18 protein-coding genes are annotated in these 16,736 nt (G+C 66.0%); 1 reads left to right on the top strand and 17 read right to left on the bottom strand.

The annotated features are described in order from the left end of the window. Positions 1 to 208: 208 nt before the first annotated feature. Positions 209 to 1,465 (bottom strand): UDP-N-acetylglucosamine 1-carboxyvinyltransferase, encoded by a 1,257-nt coding sequence (gene murA, locus ABQF30_RS24865; RefSeq protein ID WP_448468813.1) that lies wholly within the window; start codon positions 1,463 to 1,465, stop codon positions 209 to 211. Positions 1,466 to 1,562: 97 nt separating this feature from the next. On the opposite strand from murA, the gene ABQF30_RS24860 reads away from it, so the two are divergent. Then, positions 1,563 to 2,135, top strand: coding sequence for a cob(I)yrinic acid a,c-diamide adenosyltransferase (locus ABQF30_RS24860; protein ID WP_448468811.1), 573 nt, complete (start codon positions 1,563 to 1,565; stop codon positions 2,133 to 2,135). On the opposite strand, the gene ABQF30_RS24855 is transcribed toward ABQF30_RS24860, so the two are convergent. The 16 genes from ABQF30_RS24855 to fadD1 all read right to left on the bottom strand — a co-directional run bounded on the left by ABQF30_RS24855 (position 2,129) and on the right by fadD1 (position 16,732). Next, positions 2,129 to 2,575, bottom strand: coding sequence for a DUF2550 domain-containing protein (locus ABQF30_RS24855; RefSeq protein ID WP_448468809.1), 447 nt, complete (start codon positions 2,573 to 2,575; stop codon positions 2,129 to 2,131). The genes ABQF30_RS24860 and ABQF30_RS24855 overlap by 7 nt on opposite strands. A 7-nt stretch (positions 2,576 to 2,582) precedes the next feature. After that, positions 2,583 to 2,948, bottom strand: coding sequence for a F0F1 ATP synthase subunit epsilon (locus ABQF30_RS24850; protein WP_448468807.1), 366 nt, complete (start codon positions 2,946 to 2,948; stop codon positions 2,583 to 2,585). Positions 2,949 to 3,011: 63 nt separating this feature from the next. Beyond that, on the bottom strand, positions 3,012 to 4,454 hold the full coding sequence (gene atpD / locus ABQF30_RS24845; protein ID WP_448468805.1) for a F0F1 ATP synthase subunit beta: 1,443 nt from the start codon (positions 4,452 to 4,454) through the stop codon (positions 3,012 to 3,014). Between the two features lie 26 nt (positions 4,455 to 4,480). Further along, positions 4,481 to 5,404: a F0F1 ATP synthase subunit gamma gene (locus ABQF30_RS24840; RefSeq protein WP_448468803.1), complete on the bottom strand. Its 924-nt coding sequence runs from the start codon at positions 5,402 to 5,404 to the stop codon at positions 4,481 to 4,483. A 7-nt stretch (positions 5,405 to 5,411) separates the two neighbouring features. Next, positions 5,412 to 7,061, bottom strand: a complete 1,650-nt coding sequence (atpA, locus tag ABQF30_RS24835) for a F0F1 ATP synthase subunit alpha (protein WP_448468801.1) — start codon at positions 7,059 to 7,061, stop codon at positions 5,412 to 5,414. Positions 7,062 to 7,107: 46 nt separating this feature from the next. Next, positions 7,108 to 8,445 carry a F0F1 ATP synthase subunit B/delta gene (locus ABQF30_RS24830; protein ID WP_448468799.1) on the bottom strand — a complete coding sequence of 446 codons (1,338 nt, stop codon included), beginning with the start codon at positions 8,443 to 8,445 and terminating at the stop codon, positions 7,108 to 7,110. Continuing rightward, on the bottom strand, positions 8,446 to 8,961 hold the full coding sequence (locus ABQF30_RS24825; protein WP_448468797.1) for a F0F1 ATP synthase subunit B: 516 nt from the start codon (positions 8,959 to 8,961) through the stop codon (positions 8,446 to 8,448). 9 nt (positions 8,962 to 8,970) lie between these two features. Continuing rightward, complete coding sequence (locus ABQF30_RS24820; protein WP_036440957.1) at positions 8,971 to 9,231, bottom strand: F0F1 ATP synthase subunit C; 261 nt, start codon at positions 9,229 to 9,231, stop codon at positions 8,971 to 8,973. Between the two features lie 81 nt (positions 9,232 to 9,312). Continuing rightward, positions 9,313 to 10,089, bottom strand: a complete 777-nt coding sequence (gene atpB / locus ABQF30_RS24815) for a F0F1 ATP synthase subunit A (RefSeq protein WP_448468795.1) — start codon at positions 10,087 to 10,089, stop codon at positions 9,313 to 9,315. 10 nt (positions 10,090 to 10,099) lie between these two features. Next, positions 10,100 to 10,546: an ATP synthase subunit I gene (locus tag ABQF30_RS24810; RefSeq protein WP_448468793.1), complete on the bottom strand. Its 447-nt coding sequence runs from the start codon at positions 10,544 to 10,546 to the stop codon at positions 10,100 to 10,102. 269 nt (positions 10,547 to 10,815) lie between these two features. Continuing rightward, a complete protein-coding gene (locus ABQF30_RS24805; RefSeq protein ID WP_448468791.1) occupies positions 10,816 to 12,024 on the bottom strand; it encodes a glycosyltransferase family 4 protein in 1,209 nt (402 codons plus the stop codon). A 7-nt stretch (positions 12,025 to 12,031) separates the two neighbouring features. Then, complete coding sequence (locus tag ABQF30_RS24800; RefSeq protein WP_448468789.1) at positions 12,032 to 12,694, bottom strand: L-threonylcarbamoyladenylate synthase; 663 nt, start codon at positions 12,692 to 12,694, stop codon at positions 12,032 to 12,034. Between the two features lie 30 nt (positions 12,695 to 12,724). Then, positions 12,725 to 13,579 (bottom strand): peptide chain release factor N(5)-glutamine methyltransferase, encoded by an 855-nt coding sequence (gene prmC / locus ABQF30_RS24795; protein WP_448468787.1) that lies wholly within the window; start codon positions 13,577 to 13,579, stop codon positions 12,725 to 12,727. Next, entirely contained in the window at positions 13,576 to 14,649 is a 1,074-nt protein-coding gene (gene prfA / locus ABQF30_RS24790; RefSeq protein ID WP_448468785.1) for a peptide chain release factor 1, read from the bottom strand. The genes prmC and prfA overlap by 4 nt, the downstream gene beginning before the upstream one ends. A gap of 86 nt (positions 14,650 to 14,735) precedes the next feature. After that, positions 14,736 to 14,990, bottom strand: coding sequence for a 50S ribosomal protein L31 (gene rpmE / locus ABQF30_RS24785; RefSeq protein WP_448468783.1), 255 nt, complete (start codon positions 14,988 to 14,990; stop codon positions 14,736 to 14,738). A gap of 143 nt (positions 14,991 to 15,133) precedes the next feature. Further along, positions 15,134 to 16,732 carry a fatty-acid--CoA ligase FadD1 gene (gene fadD1, locus ABQF30_RS24780; RefSeq protein ID WP_448468781.1) on the bottom strand — a complete coding sequence of 533 codons (1,599 nt, stop codon included), beginning with the start codon at positions 16,730 to 16,732 and terminating at the stop codon, positions 15,134 to 15,136. Positions 16,733 to 16,736 lie beyond the last annotated feature (4 nt).

Here is a 16,736-nt window from a genome sequence, read left to right as displayed (position 1 = left end):
GACCTACATTTTTTGTTACCCCGTTTCGGGGCAACCCTGCCAGCTTAATTCTTATCTGGCTGGAGTGTCAAGTTGCGTTCTCCGGCTTATTTCATCCGGTCTGAGGCAACCTCGCCAGCTTAGTACGCGGCTGGCGCGGACGTCAAGTCCTGATCTCCGGCTCGTGCGGCCTCGCAGTAGTAGAACCTGCGTGTCCGTCGGGCACTTGCTAAGAGCTTACCCTCTCGATCTCCGCTCCCAAACTCGCCAGGTTCTCGACGAACAGCGGGTAGCCCCGATCGATGTGGAAAACGTCGTGGACCTCGGTGTCTCCGTCCGCGACCAAGCCGGCCAGGACCAGGCCGGCGCCGGCGCGGATGTCCGAAGACCACACCGGCGCGCTCGACAGCTGCGGGATGCCGCGCACCACTGCGTGGTGTCCGTCGGTCCGCGCATCGGCCCCGAGTCTGATCATCTCCTCGACGAACCGGAACCGAGCCTCGAAGACGTTCTCGGTGATCATCGACGTTCCATCCGCCACCGCGGCCAACCCGATCGCCATCGGCTGCAGGTCGGTCGGGAATCCCGGGAACGGCAGCGTCGCGACATTCACCGCCTTCGGCCGTTCGTACTGGACGATCCGGAACCCGTCGTCGTTCTGGGTGACCGTGGCGCCGGCGTCGTGCAGCTTGTGCAGTACCAGCTGTAGGTGTTGCGGATCGACGCCGGTCACGGAAATGTCGCCGCGCGTCATCGCCGCCGCGATTCCCCACGTCGCCGCGACGATGCGGTCCCCGATCACCCGGTGCACGGTCGGGTACAACCGGTCCACGCCGGTGATCGTCAAAGTCGAGGTGCCCGCTCCACTTACTTGGGCACCCATCTGGTTGAGCATCGCGCACAGGTCGACGACGTCGGGCTCCCTGGCCGCATTGTGGATCGTCGTCACACCTTCGGCGAGTACGGCAGCCATCAGGATGTTCTCGGTCGCGCCCACCGAGGGAAACTCCAGTTGAATCTCGGCGCCGTGCAGTTGATCCGCCTCTGCGACCACGCAGCCGTGCTCGATATTGCAGGTGGCGCCCAACTGCCGCAGCCCGGCTTGATGCATGTCGAGCGGACGGGACCCGATCGCGTCCCCACCGGGCAGGGCGACCTTGGCCTTCTTGCAGCGGCCGACGAGCGGGCCCAGCACGCACACCGATGCGCGGAACTGTCGCACCGCGGCGAAATCCGCGTCGTACTTCGGTTCGTCGGGCGAGGTGATCCGGACGGTCGCCCCGTCCAATTCGACGGTGGCTCCAAGCCCCCGCAACACCTCCGCCATCAACGGAACATCAAGGATGTCGGGGCAGTTGGTGATAGTGCTCGTACCCTCGGCCAGCAGCGAGGCGGCCATCAGCTTCAAAACGCTGTTCTTCGCGCCACCGACAGCAACTTCGCCTGATAACCGGTTGCCGCCGGTCACCACGAAACGCTCGCTCACGCGGGCTAGTGTAAGCAGCCCGCGAGCCAGATTCAGAACGCCGCCGATAACCCGCGAGCCGGTATGCCTTGTCAGCCGGCCCGGTACGGTTCAATCCATGGCAGTTCATCTCACCCGCATATACACCCGCACCGGCGACGACGGGACCACCGGGTTGAGCGATTTCAGCAGGGTTTCCAAAACCGATGCGCGGCTGACCGCCTATGCCGACTGTGACGAAGCCAATGCCGCGATCGGCGTGGCCGTGGCGCTGGGCAACCCGAATCAGCAAATCCTTGCTGCATTGCGACAGATCCAGAACGACCTTTTCGACGCCGGTGCCGATCTGTCCACTCCAGTGGTCGAGAATCCCGAGCATCCTGCGCTGCGGATATCGCAGCCCTACATCGACCGACTCGAGGTGTGGTGCGACGAGTTCAACGAGGCTCTGCCCGCACTCAACTCGTTCGTCCTGCCCGGGGGCACCCCACTATCGGCGCTGCTACACGTCGCGAGGACCGTTGCGCGCAGGGCCGAGCGTTCGGCGTGGGCCGCCGCGGCCGAACACGGGGATTCGGTGAGCGTCTTGCCCGCCAAGTACCTGAACCGGCTTTCGGACCTGCTGTTCATCCTGTCGCGGGTCGCCAATCCGGACGGCGATGTTCTCTGGAAGCCCGGCTCGAGTCAGTAGTTGCGTCGGCGGGCCCGCGGTGACGGCCGGGACTCCAGCCACGACGTGAACGCCGTCAACGCACCCCGATCGAGCGCGATCTCGTAGCCCTGGCGTCGTTCGCTGCTGCTGTCGCGCAGTTCGAGCACGACGATCTGATCGGTCATGATGTCGAATTCGTCCCCGCGTGGGGCACGACGGGACACCACTTCCAGGCCGCGGCGGCTGAGCCGGCGGTCGGGCCACCAGCGAATGCTTGAGAGTCGATAGAACCCGGCTTCGCCGCCGCGATAGCGCATCACGCCGTGCCGCCAGCCGTGGCCGCCATCCGCGGGGAAATCCCGAAGGATGGCGGCAGTTCCGCCCACCTGGCGCAACTTCCACAGCCGGTAGCACAGCGCGATGACTAGCAGTAGGAGCACACCGACCAGCGCGACCATGACCATCATGGACGCGCTCATCGGCTGATCAGTCGATCTGGCCTAGGGCGCGAAGCCGCGCCCGGCCCCACGCCGCAGTGCTCTCGTCGTCCGATTCGGCATCCTGCTTGGCCGCGTCGGCGTTGATCTCGGATTCGAACTGCGCGTTCTCCACCAGGATCCGCACGGTCTCCTCTGTCACCGACAGGAAGCCACCGTCGACTGCGATACGCAGATCGTCTTCGCCCTCACGCTCGACTCGGACCATCGCATCGTCGACCAGCTGGGCCACCAACGGAATATGCCGCGGCAGGATGCCGATCTCACCGGCGGTGGTCCGGGTGAAGACGAACGTAGCGGGGCCGGACCAGAGCTCACGCTCGACGGCGACGATCTCGACGTTCAAGTCAGCCATGCCACACCACCTTTCGAGTCGGAACGCTCAGCTGAACCCATTGGTTCTTCGCGCAAGCGGTCATCACAGCTTGGCGCCGAGGCTTTCAGCCTTCTTCGCCAGGTCGTCCAGGCCACCGATCAGGAAGAACGCCTGCTCGGGCAGGTGGTCGAACTCGCCCTTGGCCAGCTTGTCGAAGGCTTCGATGGTCTCCTTGAGCGGAACCGTCGAACCGGGCTGGCCGGTGAACTGCTCGGCGGCCATCATGTTCTGGCTCAGGAAGCGCTCGATCTTACGAGCCCGGTACACCAGCACCTTGTCCTCTTCGGACAGCTCGTCGATACCGAGGATCGCGATGATGTCCTGAAGGTCCTTGTAGCGCTGCAGGATCCGGATGACTTCCTGCGCGACGCGGTAGTGCTCGTCGCCGACCACGCTGGGGTGCAGGATCGTCGAGGACGATGCCAGCGGGTCCACCGCGGGGAAGATGCCCTTGGAGAACACCGCGCGCGAGAGCTCAGTGGTGGCGTCCAGGTGCGCGAAGGTCGTGGCGGGCGCCGGGTCGGTGTAGTCGTCGGCGGGCACGTATACAGCCTGCATCGAGGTGATCGAGCGACCACGGGTCGAGGTGATGCGCTCCTGCAGCTCACCCATCTCGTCGGCCAGCGTCGGCTGGTAACCCACGGCCGAAGGCATGCGACCCAACAGGGTCGACACCTCGGAACCGGCCTGGGTGAACCGGAAGATGTTGTCGATGAACAGCAGCACGTCCTGCTGGGCCTCGTCACGGAAGTACTCCGCCATCGTCAGCGCCGACAGCGCGACGCGCATACGGGTGCCTGGCGGCTCGTCCATCTGACCGAACACCAGCGCGGTGTCCTTGAGCACGTCGGCATCGGCGAGCTCGACCCAGAGGTCGTTGCCCTCACGGGTGCGCTCCCCCACGCCGGCGAACACCGAGGTGCCACCGAAGTTTCGCGCGATGCGGTTGATCATCTCCTGGATGAGCACCGTCTTGCCCACGCCGGCACCACCGAACAGTGCGATCTTGCCGCCACGCACGTACGGAGTGAGCAGGTCGACGACCTTCAGGCCGGTCTCCAGCATCTCGGTGCGGGGCTCGAGGTCGGCGAAGGCCGGCGGCTTGCGGTGGATCGACCAGTGCTCGAAGTCCTTGCCGTAGCCCGGATCGTCGAGGCAGTCGCCCAGCGCGTTGAACACGTGGCCCTTCACACCGTCGCCAACGGGGACCGAGATGGAGGCACCGGTATCGGAAACCTCGACGCCACGGACCAGACCGTCGGTGGGCTGCATGGAGATGCAGCGCACAAGGTTGTCGCCGAGGTGCTGGGCGACCTCAAGCGTCAGGGTCTTGGCGAGCGCACCGAACGCGATGTCGGCATGCAGCGCATTGAACAGTTCGGGCACAGCGCCACGCGGGAACTCGACGTCCACCACCGGACCGGTGATTCGGACAACGCGACCCGCGGTCTTGGTGTCTGTCTTGGTGTCAGCGACAGCAGTCATAATGTTTTCTTCGCTTCCTACGGGGCTTATCTGGCGTCGGCCAGCGCGTTGGCGCCACCGACGATCTCGCTGATTTCCTGGGTGATCTGTGCCTGACGCTCACGGTTGGCCGCCAGCGTGAGCGCCTTGATCAGGTCGTCGGCATTGTCGGTGGCCGACTTCATGGCGCGTCGGCGTGACGCCGACTCCGAGGCGGCCGCCTCCAGCAGCGCCGCGTACACACGGGTGGCGACGTAGCGGGGCAGCAGCGCGTCGAACAGGGTCTCCGCACTCGGCTCGAACGAAAACAGCGTGTGCGGGCCGGTCTCGGCTTCGCCGACGTACTCGACGACCATCGGTGCGATCCGCAGAGCCACCGCGGTCTGCGACAGCATCGACTTGAACTCCGTCGACACGATGTGCAGTTCGTCGACACCCAAGATGCCGTCGGCACCCGCGTCGTCACCCTCGTCGTCGGCGCCGGACAGGAACGCAGTCACCAGGGTGTCGGCGATCTCCTTCGCGTTCTCATAGGTGGGACGCTCGGAGAAGCCGGTCCAGGACTCGGTCACGCTGCGTTGCCGGAAGCTGTAGTAGCCCAGAGCCTTCCGCCCGACGACGTAGAGCACCGGGTCCTTGCCCTGCTCGCGCAGCAGTGAGAACAGCTCCTCGGCCCGGCGCAGCACGTTGGCGTTGTAGCCGCCGCAGAGGCCGCGGTCTGAGGACACCACCAGCACACCGGCCCGCTTGGGCTTCTCCCGCTCGACGAGCAGCGGGTGGTCCAGGGCGCTGGCCCCGGCCAGCTCGGTGAGCATGTTGGTGATCTCGGTCGCGTAGGGCCGAGCCGCCTGGACTCGGGCCTGCGCCTTGGCGATCCGCGACGTGGCGATCAGCTCCTGGGCCTTCGTGATCTTTTTGATCGACCCGGCGGAGCGGATACGTCCGCGTAGCTCGCGCAGTGTGGCTGCCATGTGTTACCTAGGCCTTCTTGGGGGCCGGCTTGCGGACCTTGACCGATTCTTTGCCCAGGTCCTCCTCAGCCAGCGCATCGGCGTCTGCTTCCTTGACGACCACGGAACTGCCGTCAGAAGCCGAGAAGCCCTTCTTGAACTCGTTGATGATCGAGACCAGCTTCTCCTCGGCCTCCTCGGAGAGCTTCTTGGACTCCTTGATCCCGCTGAGGACGTCGGAGTGGCTGGCCTTGACGTGCTCGATGAGCTCGGCCTCGAAACGCGAAACATCCTCGGCAGGAACCGAATCCAGGTGGCCTTTGGTACCGAGGAAAATCGCGACGACCTGATCTTCGACCGGCATCGGGCTGTACTGGGGCTGCTTGAGCAGCTCGACCAGGCGAACGCCGCGGTCCAGCTGAGCCTTGGATGCCGCATCCAGGTCGGAGGCGAAAGCGGCGAACGCTTCGAGCTCGCGGTACTGGGACAGATCTAGGCGCAAGCTCCCCGCGACCTCTTTCATCGCCTTGATCTGCGCGGCACCACCGACACGGGACACCGACACACCGACGTTCACGGCCGGTCGCACGCCCTGGTTGAACAGGTCGGACTCCAGGAAGCACTGGCCGTCGGTGATCGAGATGACGTTGGTGGGGATGAACGCCGAGATGTCGTTGGCCTTGGTCTCGATGATCGGCAGCCCGGTCATCGAACCACCGCCGAGTTCGTCGGAGAGCTTCGCGCAACGCTCCAGCAGGCGCGAATGCAGGTAGAACACGTCGCCCGGGAAGGCTTCACGACCCGGCGGCCGGCGCAGCAGCAGCGAGATCGCACGGTAGGCATCGGCCTGCTTGGAGAGATCGTCGAACACGATCAGCACGTGCTTGCCGTCGTACATCCAGTGCTGGCCGATGGCCGAACCGGTGTACGGCGCAAGCCACTTGAAGCCGGCGGCATCCGAGGCGGGGGCCGCGACGATGGTGGTGTACTCCATCGCGCCGCCGTCTTCCAGCGCCCGCTTCACGCTGGCGATGGTGGTGCCCTTCTGGCCGATCGCGACGTACACGCAGCGCACCTGCTGGTTCGGGTCTCCGGTTTCCCAGGCCGAGCGCTGGTTCAGGATGGTGTCGACGCACAGAGCGGTCTTGCCGGTCTTACGGTCACCGATGATCAGCTGGCGCTGACCGCGGCCGATCGGGGTCATGGCGTCAATCGCCTTGACGCCGGTCTGCAGCGGCTCACCGACGCCTTGGCGCTGAACCACCGACGGGGCCTGCAGCTCGAGCTCACGGCGGGTGTCCGACGCGATGTCGCCCTGCCCGTCGATCGGCTGGCCCAGCGGGTTGATCACGCGGCCCAGGAACGCGTCGCCGACGGGCACCGAGAGCACCTCGCCGGTGCGCTTGACCTGCTGGCCCTGTTCGATCTTCTCGAAGTCACCCAAGATGACGGCGCCGATGCTGTGCTCGTCGAGGTTGAGCGCCACGCCCAGGACGCCGCCCGGGAACTCAAGCAGCTCCTGAGTCATGACCGAGGGCAGGCCCTCGACGTGGGCGATGCCGTCACCGGCGTCGACGACGGTGCCGATCTCTTCGCGCTCGGTGTCGGCGGAAAACGAGGATACGTAGTCCTCGATGGCACCTTCGATATCAGCAGCCGAGATTGTCAACTCTGCCATGGTTTTTCGTCTTCCTACCTTGTTCTTGGGTGGTTCTTGGTTGTTATCAGTCCGGCAACTGTGTCGCAGCGGCGGCCAGTCGGGAGGCGATCGAGCCGTCGATCACTTCGTCACCGATGGTGATCGACAGGCCACCGAGGAGTTCCGGGTCGACGTGCAGCTGGACCGACACCGGACGGCCGTAGATGCGGCTGAGCACCTCGGTCAGGCGGGTGCGCTGGGCGTCGCTCAGGTCGGCGGCGGCGGTCACATGCGCGACCACTTCACCTCGACGGGCCACGGCCAGCTCGGCGAGGTCGATGACGGCCTCGTCGGCACGCTCACCCCGCAGCAGTCCCACGGTCTGGGTCAGCAGCGCCGCCGCCGTCCCATTCACTTCGGAGCCAGCGGTCAGCACCTTGTCCAGCAAGGCAACCCGGCCATCAGCCGGCGTGGTGTAGTCGCTCAGCAGGGCGGACAGTCGCGGCTCGGCGTCGAGGGCGCGGCCGAACCGGAACAGCTGGTCCTCCACCTCGTCGATCTCGCCTGCGGTCTCCGCCCGCTTGAGCAGCGCCAGACGCGCGGTGTGTTCGATGGCGTCGACCAGGTTCGACTCGGTCGACCAGCGCTGCGAGACGGCGGTCCGCAGCAGGTCCAGCGCGGTGTCGCCCACCTTGCCGGACAGCAGTGACTCGACCAACCGCACCTTGGGTGCGGCGTCGTCGGCGGGCTCGGCCAGGTGCTTGTTGAGCGCCGACTCGGACAGCAGAAGTTTTGCCACTGATGCCAACTCATCGGAGAGGGTGGTGAGCCCGTCGGCGTCGAGGCTGCCTGCCACCGAGTCGAACTTCTCGACCAGAACACCCAGTGACTCGCGGCTGGCGGCGCGCAGCTTGGCCGTTGCGGCGGTGTCGATCAGCGCGCTCGCCGGCGCCATCTGCTCCAGCTCGGCCAGGAACCGGTCGACAGTGGCCGCCTGGGCCTGCGGATCGGCGACGTGTGCGCGCACCAAGGCGTCGGCCTTGGCCACCGCTTCCTCCCCGAGACCCGACCGCAGTTGACGGATGAGCTGCTGGCGCATCAGCTGAATCTGCTGGACGCCTTGGACCTTGATCCGCTCGGCGTCCAAGCCGGCCTGCTCGGTCAATTGCGCGGCGATCCGCTCGGAGTCCTGCTTGGCTTCGTCGGTCACCTTCTCCGACTCGGCCCGAGCGTCCGCGAGCGCCTTGGCGTGCATCGCATCGGCGTCGGCGAGCTTGCGTTCCGCCTCGGCACTCTCGGCGAGGGCGGCCCGCACGGCATCCTGCTGCTTGCGCATCAGGTTCCGGACGGGCGGTACCACCCACTTCACGATGATGAATGCGATGACAGCGAAGCCGATCAGCTGCCCGATGAATATCGACATCTACTGCGTCCCACCTGATTTCACGTCGACGCCGAGGATTCGGCTGGCCAGCGTGGCGGACAGTCCGTCCACCGACGACTCCAGGCCGGAACGCACCTGGTCGCCCTGCGTGGACAGTTGCTCGTCGGCCTGGCGTACGGTTTCGGCCACTTCACCACTGGCTTCGGCTCGCTTCTGGTCGACCACCTGACGGCCCGCGCCGCGGGCCTCGTCACGGATGGACGACGCCTGGGCACGCGCCCCGGCCATCGCCTCGTCGTAGTCGGCCTGTGCCGCCGCTACCTGTTCGGCTGACTTGCGGTTGTCTGCTGCGGTCTTGGCCAGCATCGCCTCCCGCTCCGCCAGCACCTTGCCGACCGGTGGCACAACCCATTTCGCGATCACGCCGAGCACGATCAGGAAGATGATCAGCACGGCGAAGAAGGTGCCGTTGGGGACCAGGAAGTTGCTCTGGCCCCCACCGCCTTCCTCCGCTGCCTGGCTGGCGGCCAGGATTGTTGCGCTCAGTTCACCCATGCCGACGGACTACTGCAGGCCCGGGGTGGCGAAGACGAACAGCGCCATGAAGGCCAGGTTGATGAAGTACGCAGCCTCAACCAGACCAACGGTGATGAAGAACGGGGTGAACAGCCGGCCCTGGGCCTCGGGCTGCCGGGCGATACCCGAGATCAGCGCGTTACCCGCGATACCGTCACCGATACCTGCGCCGATGGCGCCGCCACCCATGATCAATCCGCCGCCGATCAGAGCGCCAGCCGTGATGATGGCGTTGGGATCGAGTTCCATTCCTTTTATCCTCCTTGATAACTGGTGGCCGTGCCGCCAGAGGTTCGTATCGTTCGGTCGTAGGGATCTATCGGGTCTTGCTCAGTGGTTGTCGTGGTCCAACTCCATCGACTGGCTGAAGTACAGGATCGTCAGCAGCGAGAAGATGAACGCCTGGATGAGGCCGACGAACAGGTCGAAGGTCTTCCAGATGGCGTTGGGGGCCCACTGGATGTACCAGGGGAACATCGCGATGAGCGCCACCAGGATGCCGCCGGCGAAGATGTTGCCGAAAAGTCGGAGCGCCAGAGAGATGGGCTTCGCGATCTCCTCGACGATGTTGATCGGCGCCAGGAAGGCGACGTGGCCCTTGACCACCTTGAGCGGGTGCCCGATGATGCCGCGCCGCCAAATGCCTGCGGCGTGGTACGCGAGGAACACGAACAGTGCGAGTGCCAGCACGAAGTTGATGTCGGAGGCCGGCGGCTTGTACCACTCGGCGGCGGCACCATCGGCTCCGCCGTACTGCAGGGGCAACACCGCCAGCCAGTTGGAGACCAGGATGAACACGAAGATCGTCACCGCCAGCGGCAGCACGAACGGCGCGACCTTCATGCCGATGGCGCCTTCGATCTGCCCGCGCATCTGGATGGTGAGGGCCTCCCAGAACAGCTGGACGCCGCCGGGCACGCCGGTGGAGGTGACCTTGGACTTCAGGTAGAAGGCCAGCCCGATCACGATCACCGCGGTGACCGCGGTGGCCAGGATGGTGTCACCGTTGAACGTCATGCCGAACAGTTCAAACACCATCGTGTGGTGACCCACGTGGATGGCGGGGCCACCCTCTTCGGCGGCCAACACGGTCGTCGTCTGAGTCATAGAGGTCAGCTCAACCCTTCGATTCCGTATCCAAGACGTCCAGGCCATTTGTGCGGATCTTCCGCATCACGGGGATGCTGGTGCTCATCACCAGCAACGCCTGGAACACCGCAAGCCCGAACAGCACCGCGATGCCGCCCGAGGTTCTGAAGAAAAATGCGATTGCGAGCGCGAGGGCGGTGATGACCAGCAAGCGCGTCGCCGAGTTGACGGCCATCTTCTTCTTGAGCGGGTGCTCGTCGGCGGTGATCGACTCAACCGCCCGGCGCACGAGCAGGGCATTGATCAGCCCTAGGCCCAAGCCCACGCCGAAGAAGACTCCGAACAAGAGGTGCCCGGTGAAACCAGCCGCGAGTACCGCGACGGCGGTCAGGGCAAGGCAAACAACCAGAAGTCTCAGTGGCCGAAATGCCACCGACGGAAACACCAACGGCGCGTCTTGCGCTGGCGTCGTCACTGCTTCACCTCAATCCCGCGGTCACGAGAACTGTCCCCTGATATGAGTACTGCCTGGCAGAATCCTGTGCGTGCCCGACGAGCGTATCGGAGGGCGACGGGCGCGCTGGAATCACCCAAGGGGTAGCTCCCTTTGTCGGTCGTTGATCGGCGCCGATCGGCTTTGCGAACCGATGGGCCGGGCCGGCAACCCGCGAGGTTTTTCGGGTTCTGCCAGCACGGTACCACATGGTAGGCAGCCCAAAAGGGGGCCTACTACTTTTCGTCGTACTAGTCGTCCAGCTGCTCGTTCAGGCCCTCCGCACGGCGCCGTAACAGCGGGATAAGAGTCGCCACGATCGCGACCAGAATGGCCGCCGCCATCACCGCGCCGGTGTAGCCCGGATCGAAGAAGATCGTGCTGGCCGCACCGAAGGCGACGATGCCCACCCATAGGTAGATCAGCAGGACCACCCGCCGGTGTGAATGGCCGATCTGCAGCAATCGGTGATGCAAATGCATCTTGTCGGGGCTGAACGGGCTGCGTCCGGCCCGGGTCCGCCGGACGATGGCCAGCAACATGTCCAGCGCCGGAACGAACATCACCGCGATCACCAGTAGAAAGGGCGACATGAGGGCGAACACATCGCGGGCCCCGTAGGCGTTCTGCGAGATCGGGCCCGCAGCCGTCGTCGACGCGGCACCCAGCATCAGGCCGATCAGCATCGACCCGGAGTCGCCCATGAAGATCTTGGCGCGATGGAAGTTGTGCGGCAGGAAGCCCAGGCACGCGCCGGCAAGCACCACCGAGATCACCGCGGGTGGATAGAACAGGACATCGCCGCCGTGGTCCCGCAGCAGCCCGACCGAGAAGACACAGATGGCCAGGGCGGTGATCAGCCCGAGTCCGGCCGCCAACCCGTCGAGTCCGTCGACGAAGTTCATCGCGTTGACGATCGACACGGTCAGCGCCAGCGTGAGCAGGATCGACGACACCTGGTCCAGCACGATGGTGCCCACTCCCCCGATCGGGATGTAGAGCACGCTCCACGCCACGCCCATGGTGACCAGCACGCTGGCCGCCGTGATCTGGCCCGCGAATTTGGTCAGTGCGTCGAGGCCCCACCGGTCGTCGATCAGCCCGATGGCCATGATCAATCCGCCGGCCACCACCACGGCGGGCATCCCCGTCGAATAGACGAAACCACGCGTGAGCGCGGGCAGTTGGGAGGCGAGCAGGACGGCCGCGGCCACCCCGACGTACATCGCCAGGCCGCCCATTCGCGGAGTGGGCTGCAGGTGCACATCGCGTTCGCGTGGGTAAGCGACGGCGCCGAGCCGGATGGCCAACACTCGTACCCAACCGGTGGCGAAATAGGTGATGATCGCGGCGGTCAGACCCACCAGCGCGAGCTCGCGCAGTGGAACACCGGCACCCTGTTCGGACAGCGCAAGTATCGTTTCGCCGGCCGAGATCACCGGTGCACCGTACTGCAGCAAGCTGAGATCACTCCGTCTTTGTCATGAGAGTTGCGGCCTCGACTTCCAGCACCCTGGCGACGTCTTCGGCGCTGATCGGACCCGCGCGCAGGATGCGGGGATGCGCTCCGGTCAGGTCCACGATGGTCGACGCGGCTTGCTGTTCGGCAGGTCCGCCGTCGAGGTAGACCTCGACGAGGTCGCCGAGTTGGTCATGGGCCTCGGCGGCGGTGACTGCTGCCGCCCGGCCGGAGATGTTGGCGCTGGACACCGCCATCGGACCGACTTCGCGCAGCAGTTCGAGCGCGACCGGGTGCAACGGCATCCGCAACATCACGCTGCCCCTGACGTCGCCGAGGTCCCACTGCAGCGACGGCGCCTGCTGCACGACCAGACTGAGCGCCCCCGGCCAGAAGGCCCTGATGAGCTCGCGGGCGGTGCGCGGCACCGAGTAGACCAGCCCGTCGATGGTCGTCCACGACCCGACGAGCACGCCGACGGGCATGTCACGGCCGCGGCCCTTGGCCGACAGCAGGGCGCCGACGGCGTCCGGGTCGAAGGCGTCGGCGCCGATGCCGTAGACGGTGTCGGTGGGCATCACCACAAGGCGGCCGCCCTTGACGGCACTGACCGCCGAAGCAATACCGGTGGCCCGCTGATCGGCGTCGGCGCAGTCGAAGAGGTCAGGCATATGGCTCCTCGCGCAAGCGCTCGTCGGCTGTCATGGGTTCAAGCTTCGCCCAATTCGGGTGGCCGTGACAAAGCGGGCCCGCCCCGCCAGGTCGCGGTGCGCGGCCACCTCGGTGAAATTTCCGTCATCGATGAAAGCCGCGACGGTGCGCTGCGACGTGGTGTCGTCGTGTTCGACGACGCAGCCTGCTCCGTCCCGCAGCCATCGGGCGGCAAGGCGCACGATCGGATTGATCACCGACATACCATCCGGGCCACCGAACAGCGCATGCGCCGGATCATGTTCGGCCACTTCGGGTTCCAGGTCTGCGCCCTCGGGAATGTAGGGCGGGTTGGCGACCAGCAGGTCCACCCGCCCGTCGAGTTCGGGAAGCAGCCCGGGCGTGGTGACGTCCGCGTCGAGCACCTCCACCGGTGTCCCGGCCGTATTGCGCCGGGCATACTCCAGCGCGGCCGCCGAATCCTCGACTGCGATGACACGCGCGTCGGGCCGGTGTTTCGCCAGCGCCAACGCCAACGCACCCGAGCCCGTGCACAGGTCGACGATCACGGGATCGGGCGGAAGTTGTTGAGCGGCAGCCCACTCCAGCAGCGCTTCAGTTTCCGGGCGGGGGGTGAACACGCCGGGGCCGACGTCGAGCAGCACCGGTCCGAACGCTGCGGTGCCGACGAGGTGTTGCAGCGGAATCCGTCGGGACCGGGCCGCCACGAGTTCGTCGTAAGCCCGCAGGAATGCCTCGTCGGGATCGTCGAGCAGCATCAGGCGACCACGCTCGGTACCCGCGACATGTGCCGCCAGAAGTTCGGCGTCGATGCGGGGCGAGCCGACGCCCGCTCGGGCCAGCGTCGCTGTGGCGGCCGCGATCGCTTGCCGCATCGAGGTCATGCCTTCTGGAGGCGGGCCTGCTTGTCGGCCGCGGCGAGCGCGTCGAACAGCGGGTCCAGGTCACCGTCGAGCACCTGGTCAAGGTTGTGCGCCTTGAAGTTGATCCGGTGGTCGGCGATCCGGTTCTCCGGGTAGTTGTAGGTGCGGATCCGCTCGCTGCGGTCCACGGTGCGGATCTGGCTGGCCCGGTCGGCCGACGCGTCAGCCGACGCCTGCTCCTCGGCGAGCGCCTGCAGCCGAGCCGCCAGTACCTGCATGGCCCGCGCCTTGTTCTGTAGCTGCGAGCGTTCGTTCTGGCATGTGACGACGATGCCGGTGGGCAGATGCGTGATACGCACCGCCGAGTCGGTGGTGTTCACGCCCTGCCCGCCCTTGCCGGATGAGCGGTACACGTCGATGCGCAGGTCCGACTCGTCGATCTGCACCTGCTCGACTTCCTCGGGTTCCGGGTAGACGAGGACGCCTGCGGCCGAGGTGTGCACCCGACCCTGCGACTCGGTGACCGGGACGCGCTGCACACGGTGCACGCCACCTTCGAACTTCAGCCGTGCCCACACGCCGTCCGCGGGTGTTCCCTTAGCCCGGATCGACAGCGTCGCGTCCTTGTACCCACCGAGATCGGAGAACGTCTCGCCGAGCACCGTCACGGTCCAGCCGTGCCGTTCGGCGTATCGCAGATACATCCGCGCCAGATCGGCCGCGAACAGCGCCGACTCCTCGCCACCCTCACCGGATTTGACCTCTAGCACGATGTCGTCAGCGTCGTGCGGGTCGCGCGGGGCAAGCAGATCGGTCAATTGGGTGTCGAGCTCGGCGACCGTCGCGTTCAGCTCGTCCACCTCGGCGGCGAAGCTGTCGTCGTCGGCGGCCAGCTCACGGGCCGCCTCGAGATCGCCACGTGCGGCTTCGAGCTTCTGGTAGGCGGCGACGACCGGTGCGACCTGCGCGAACCGCCGCCCGACCTTGCGGGCAGCCGACGCATCCGCATGGAGGTTGGGGTCGGCGAGCTGGCGCTGAAGATCGGCGTGCTCGGCCAACAGCGCCTCGATCGCGGGTGCTGTTTCCGTCACGTCGACCTCCTCCAACTTTGTGACCTGAAACGAGAACAGCGCCCAAATCTGACGCGTATGCGACAGACCGGGCGCCGTTGACGTAGCTACTTGTCTGCGGTGGTCTTTTCGGAAGCCGAATCGCCACCGGCAGGCTTGCGCTTGCCGTAGCGCTTCTCGAAGCGGGCCACGCGGCCGCCGCTGTCGAGGATCTTCTGCTTACCGGTGTAGAAGGGATGGCACTGCGAGCAGACCTCGACGACGATCTGTCCGCTCTGCTTCGTGCTGCGCGTGGTGAACGTGTTGCCACAACCGCAGTGCACGGTGGTCTCTACATACTCAGGGTGAATGCCTGTTTTCATGGTTCCTCTTCAATCGTGGACCCGGGTCGCCCGAATAGATGAGACGTGAACCGGGACCGAGGGTCAGCGGTCCATTATGCCAGGGCAACCGCCAGTCTCCTAAACGCGCGCCCTTCCGGCGATATTCCTGGTCAGCCACCCGATCAGTGCGGGGCCGTTCGGCGCTGCGCGCTGAAGTGGGTGCCGTCACGATGCCACAACACCCGACCGTCGGGTTCGATTCCGCGCGCGACCAGTTCGCGCTTGAGGATCTTGTTGGTCGCGGTCGTGGGCAGGTCATCGGCGACCCAGACGTAGCGCGGCCACGCCTTGGGCGACAGGTCGCGTTGCGCGGCCAGGAACTCCTCGAATTCGTCGGGGGTCAGCGTCTCGTCGTCCTGCGGCACGATCGCCGCCATCACCTGATCGCCGACGTACTCGTCGGGCACCGGGTAGACCGCGACACGGTTGATCGCGGGCAGTCGCAGCAGGATCCGCTCGATCGGTGCGGTGGTGATGTTCTCGCCGTCTACGCGCATCCAGTCGGCGGTGCGCCCGGCGAGGTATATCCAGCCCTCGGCATCCCGGTAGGCCAGGTCACCGGACCAGTACATCCCGTGGCGCATGCGCTGGTCGGTGGCGCCCTGGTCGTTGTAATAGCCGCGAAACAGCCCACCTCCGCCGGTGTTGACCAGTTCGCCGACTGCGGCGTCGCCGTTGATGAGCGCGCCGTTGGCGTCGAACTCGGCGACCGCGCATTCGGTGATGGTCTCGGAGTTGTAGATGGCCACGCCCGGAAAACCCTTACCGATCGAACCGGGCGGGCAGTCGTCCGGGCGGGTGATGATCACCGCGGTCTCGGTGGAGCCGAAGCCGTCCCACACCGTGCAGCCGAAGCGCCTGCCGAATGCCTCGATGTCGCGATCGGCGGCCTCGTTGCCGAATGCGATGCGCAGCGGGTTGTCGTGGTCGTCGGGTCGCTCCCGGGTGGCCAGGATGTAGGCCAGCGGCTTGCCGACGTAGTTCATGTACGTGGCGCCGTACCGGCGGATGTCGGGCAGGAAGCCCGACGCCGAGAACGCCGCGGGTGCCATGGCGGCGCCCGCACCCACCGCCACGCTCCACCCCGCGTACACGGCGTTCGAGTGGAACAGCGGCATCGCCAGATAGCAGATGTCGTCTTTGGTCAGGCCATACCGTTCGACCAGTGCGCTGCCGGCGAACAGCACCATTGCGTGCGGCACCTCCACCGCCTTGGGCTCACCGCTGGTTCCCGAGGTGAAGATCATCATGAAGGTGTCGTCCGGCCCGACCTCGCGGTGCGGGGTCAGCGCCTCGCGCACGCGAGCACCGGGGGTTACCTGCTCGGTCCAGGTTGCTTCCGCGACGTCGATCACCGTCACGCCCGGCAGCTCCAAACCTTCGAGCAGGCGCAGGTGTTCGGTATCGGTTAGCAGCACCTGGCAGTCCACCCGGTTGATGTCGCGGGCCAGCGCATCACCGCGGCGGGTGGTGTTGATGCCGCACAGCACGTAGCCACCCAGCGCTGCGGCGGCCAGTGCTGTCAGCATCTGCGGAGTGTTCGCCATCAGCACGCCGACGTGCAGCGGCCGCGTCGCATCGGCCCGGGCGATGATGGCTGCCGCCTGCGCGGACGCCTCGGCGATGTGTTCGCGCCAGGTCCAACTGCGGTCGTCGTACTTGACGGCGATGGTGTCCTGCCCTGCGCGTTCCCGGAGCAACTGCTGCAGCGTATCGGCCATTGGC

The organism is Mycolicibacterium sp. XJ870, from assembly GCF_053483975.1.
The sequence above is the reverse complement of the archived record's forward strand: the minus strand, read 5'-3'. Positions and strand labels throughout refer to the sequence as shown.

Coding starts and splice junctions, on each gene's coding strand:
- ABQF30_RS24860 (WP_448468811.1), top strand. CDS start 1,563: ATGGCAGTTCATCTCACCCGCATATACACCCGCACCGGCGACGACGGG.
- ABQF30_RS24855 (WP_448468809.1), bottom strand. CDS start 2,575: ATGAGCGCGTCCATGATGGTCATGGTCGCGCTGGTCGGTGTGCTCCTA.
- ABQF30_RS24850 (WP_448468807.1), bottom strand. CDS start 2,948: ATGGCTGACTTGAACGTCGAGATCGTCGCCGTCGAGCGTGAGCTCTGG.
- atpD (WP_448468805.1), bottom strand. CDS start 4,454: ATGACTGCTGTCGCTGACACCAAGACAGACACCAAGACCGCGGGTCGC.
- ABQF30_RS24840 (WP_448468803.1), bottom strand. CDS start 5,404: ATGGCAGCCACACTGCGCGAGCTACGCGGACGTATCCGCTCCGCCGGG.
- atpA (WP_448468801.1), bottom strand. CDS start 7,061: ATGGCAGAGTTGACAATCTCGGCTGCTGATATCGAAGGTGCCATCGAG.
- ABQF30_RS24830 (WP_448468799.1), bottom strand. CDS start 8,445: ATGTCGATATTCATCGGGCAGCTGATCGGCTTCGCTGTCATCGCATTC.
- ABQF30_RS24825 (WP_448468797.1), bottom strand. CDS start 8,961: ATGGGTGAACTGAGCGCAACAATCCTGGCCGCCAGCCAGGCAGCGGAG.
- ABQF30_RS24820 (WP_036440957.1), bottom strand. CDS start 9,231: ATGGAACTCGATCCCAACGCCATCATCACGGCTGGCGCTCTGATCGGC.
- atpB (WP_448468795.1), bottom strand. CDS start 10,089: ATGACTCAGACGACGACCGTGTTGGCCGCCGAAGAGGGTGGCCCCGCC.
- ABQF30_RS24800 (WP_448468789.1), bottom strand. CDS start 12,694: ATGCCTGACCTCTTCGACTGCGCCGACGCCGATCAGCGGGCCACCGGT.
- prmC (WP_448468787.1), bottom strand. CDS start 13,579: ATGACCTCGATGCGGCAAGCGATCGCGGCCGCCACAGCGACGCTGGCC.
- rpmE (WP_448468783.1), bottom strand. CDS start 14,990: ATGAAAACAGGCATTCACCCTGAGTATGTAGAGACCACCGTGCACTGC.
- fadD1 (WP_448468781.1), bottom strand. CDS start 16,732: ATGGCCGATACGCTGCAGCAGTTGCTCCGGGAACGCGCAGGGCAGGAC.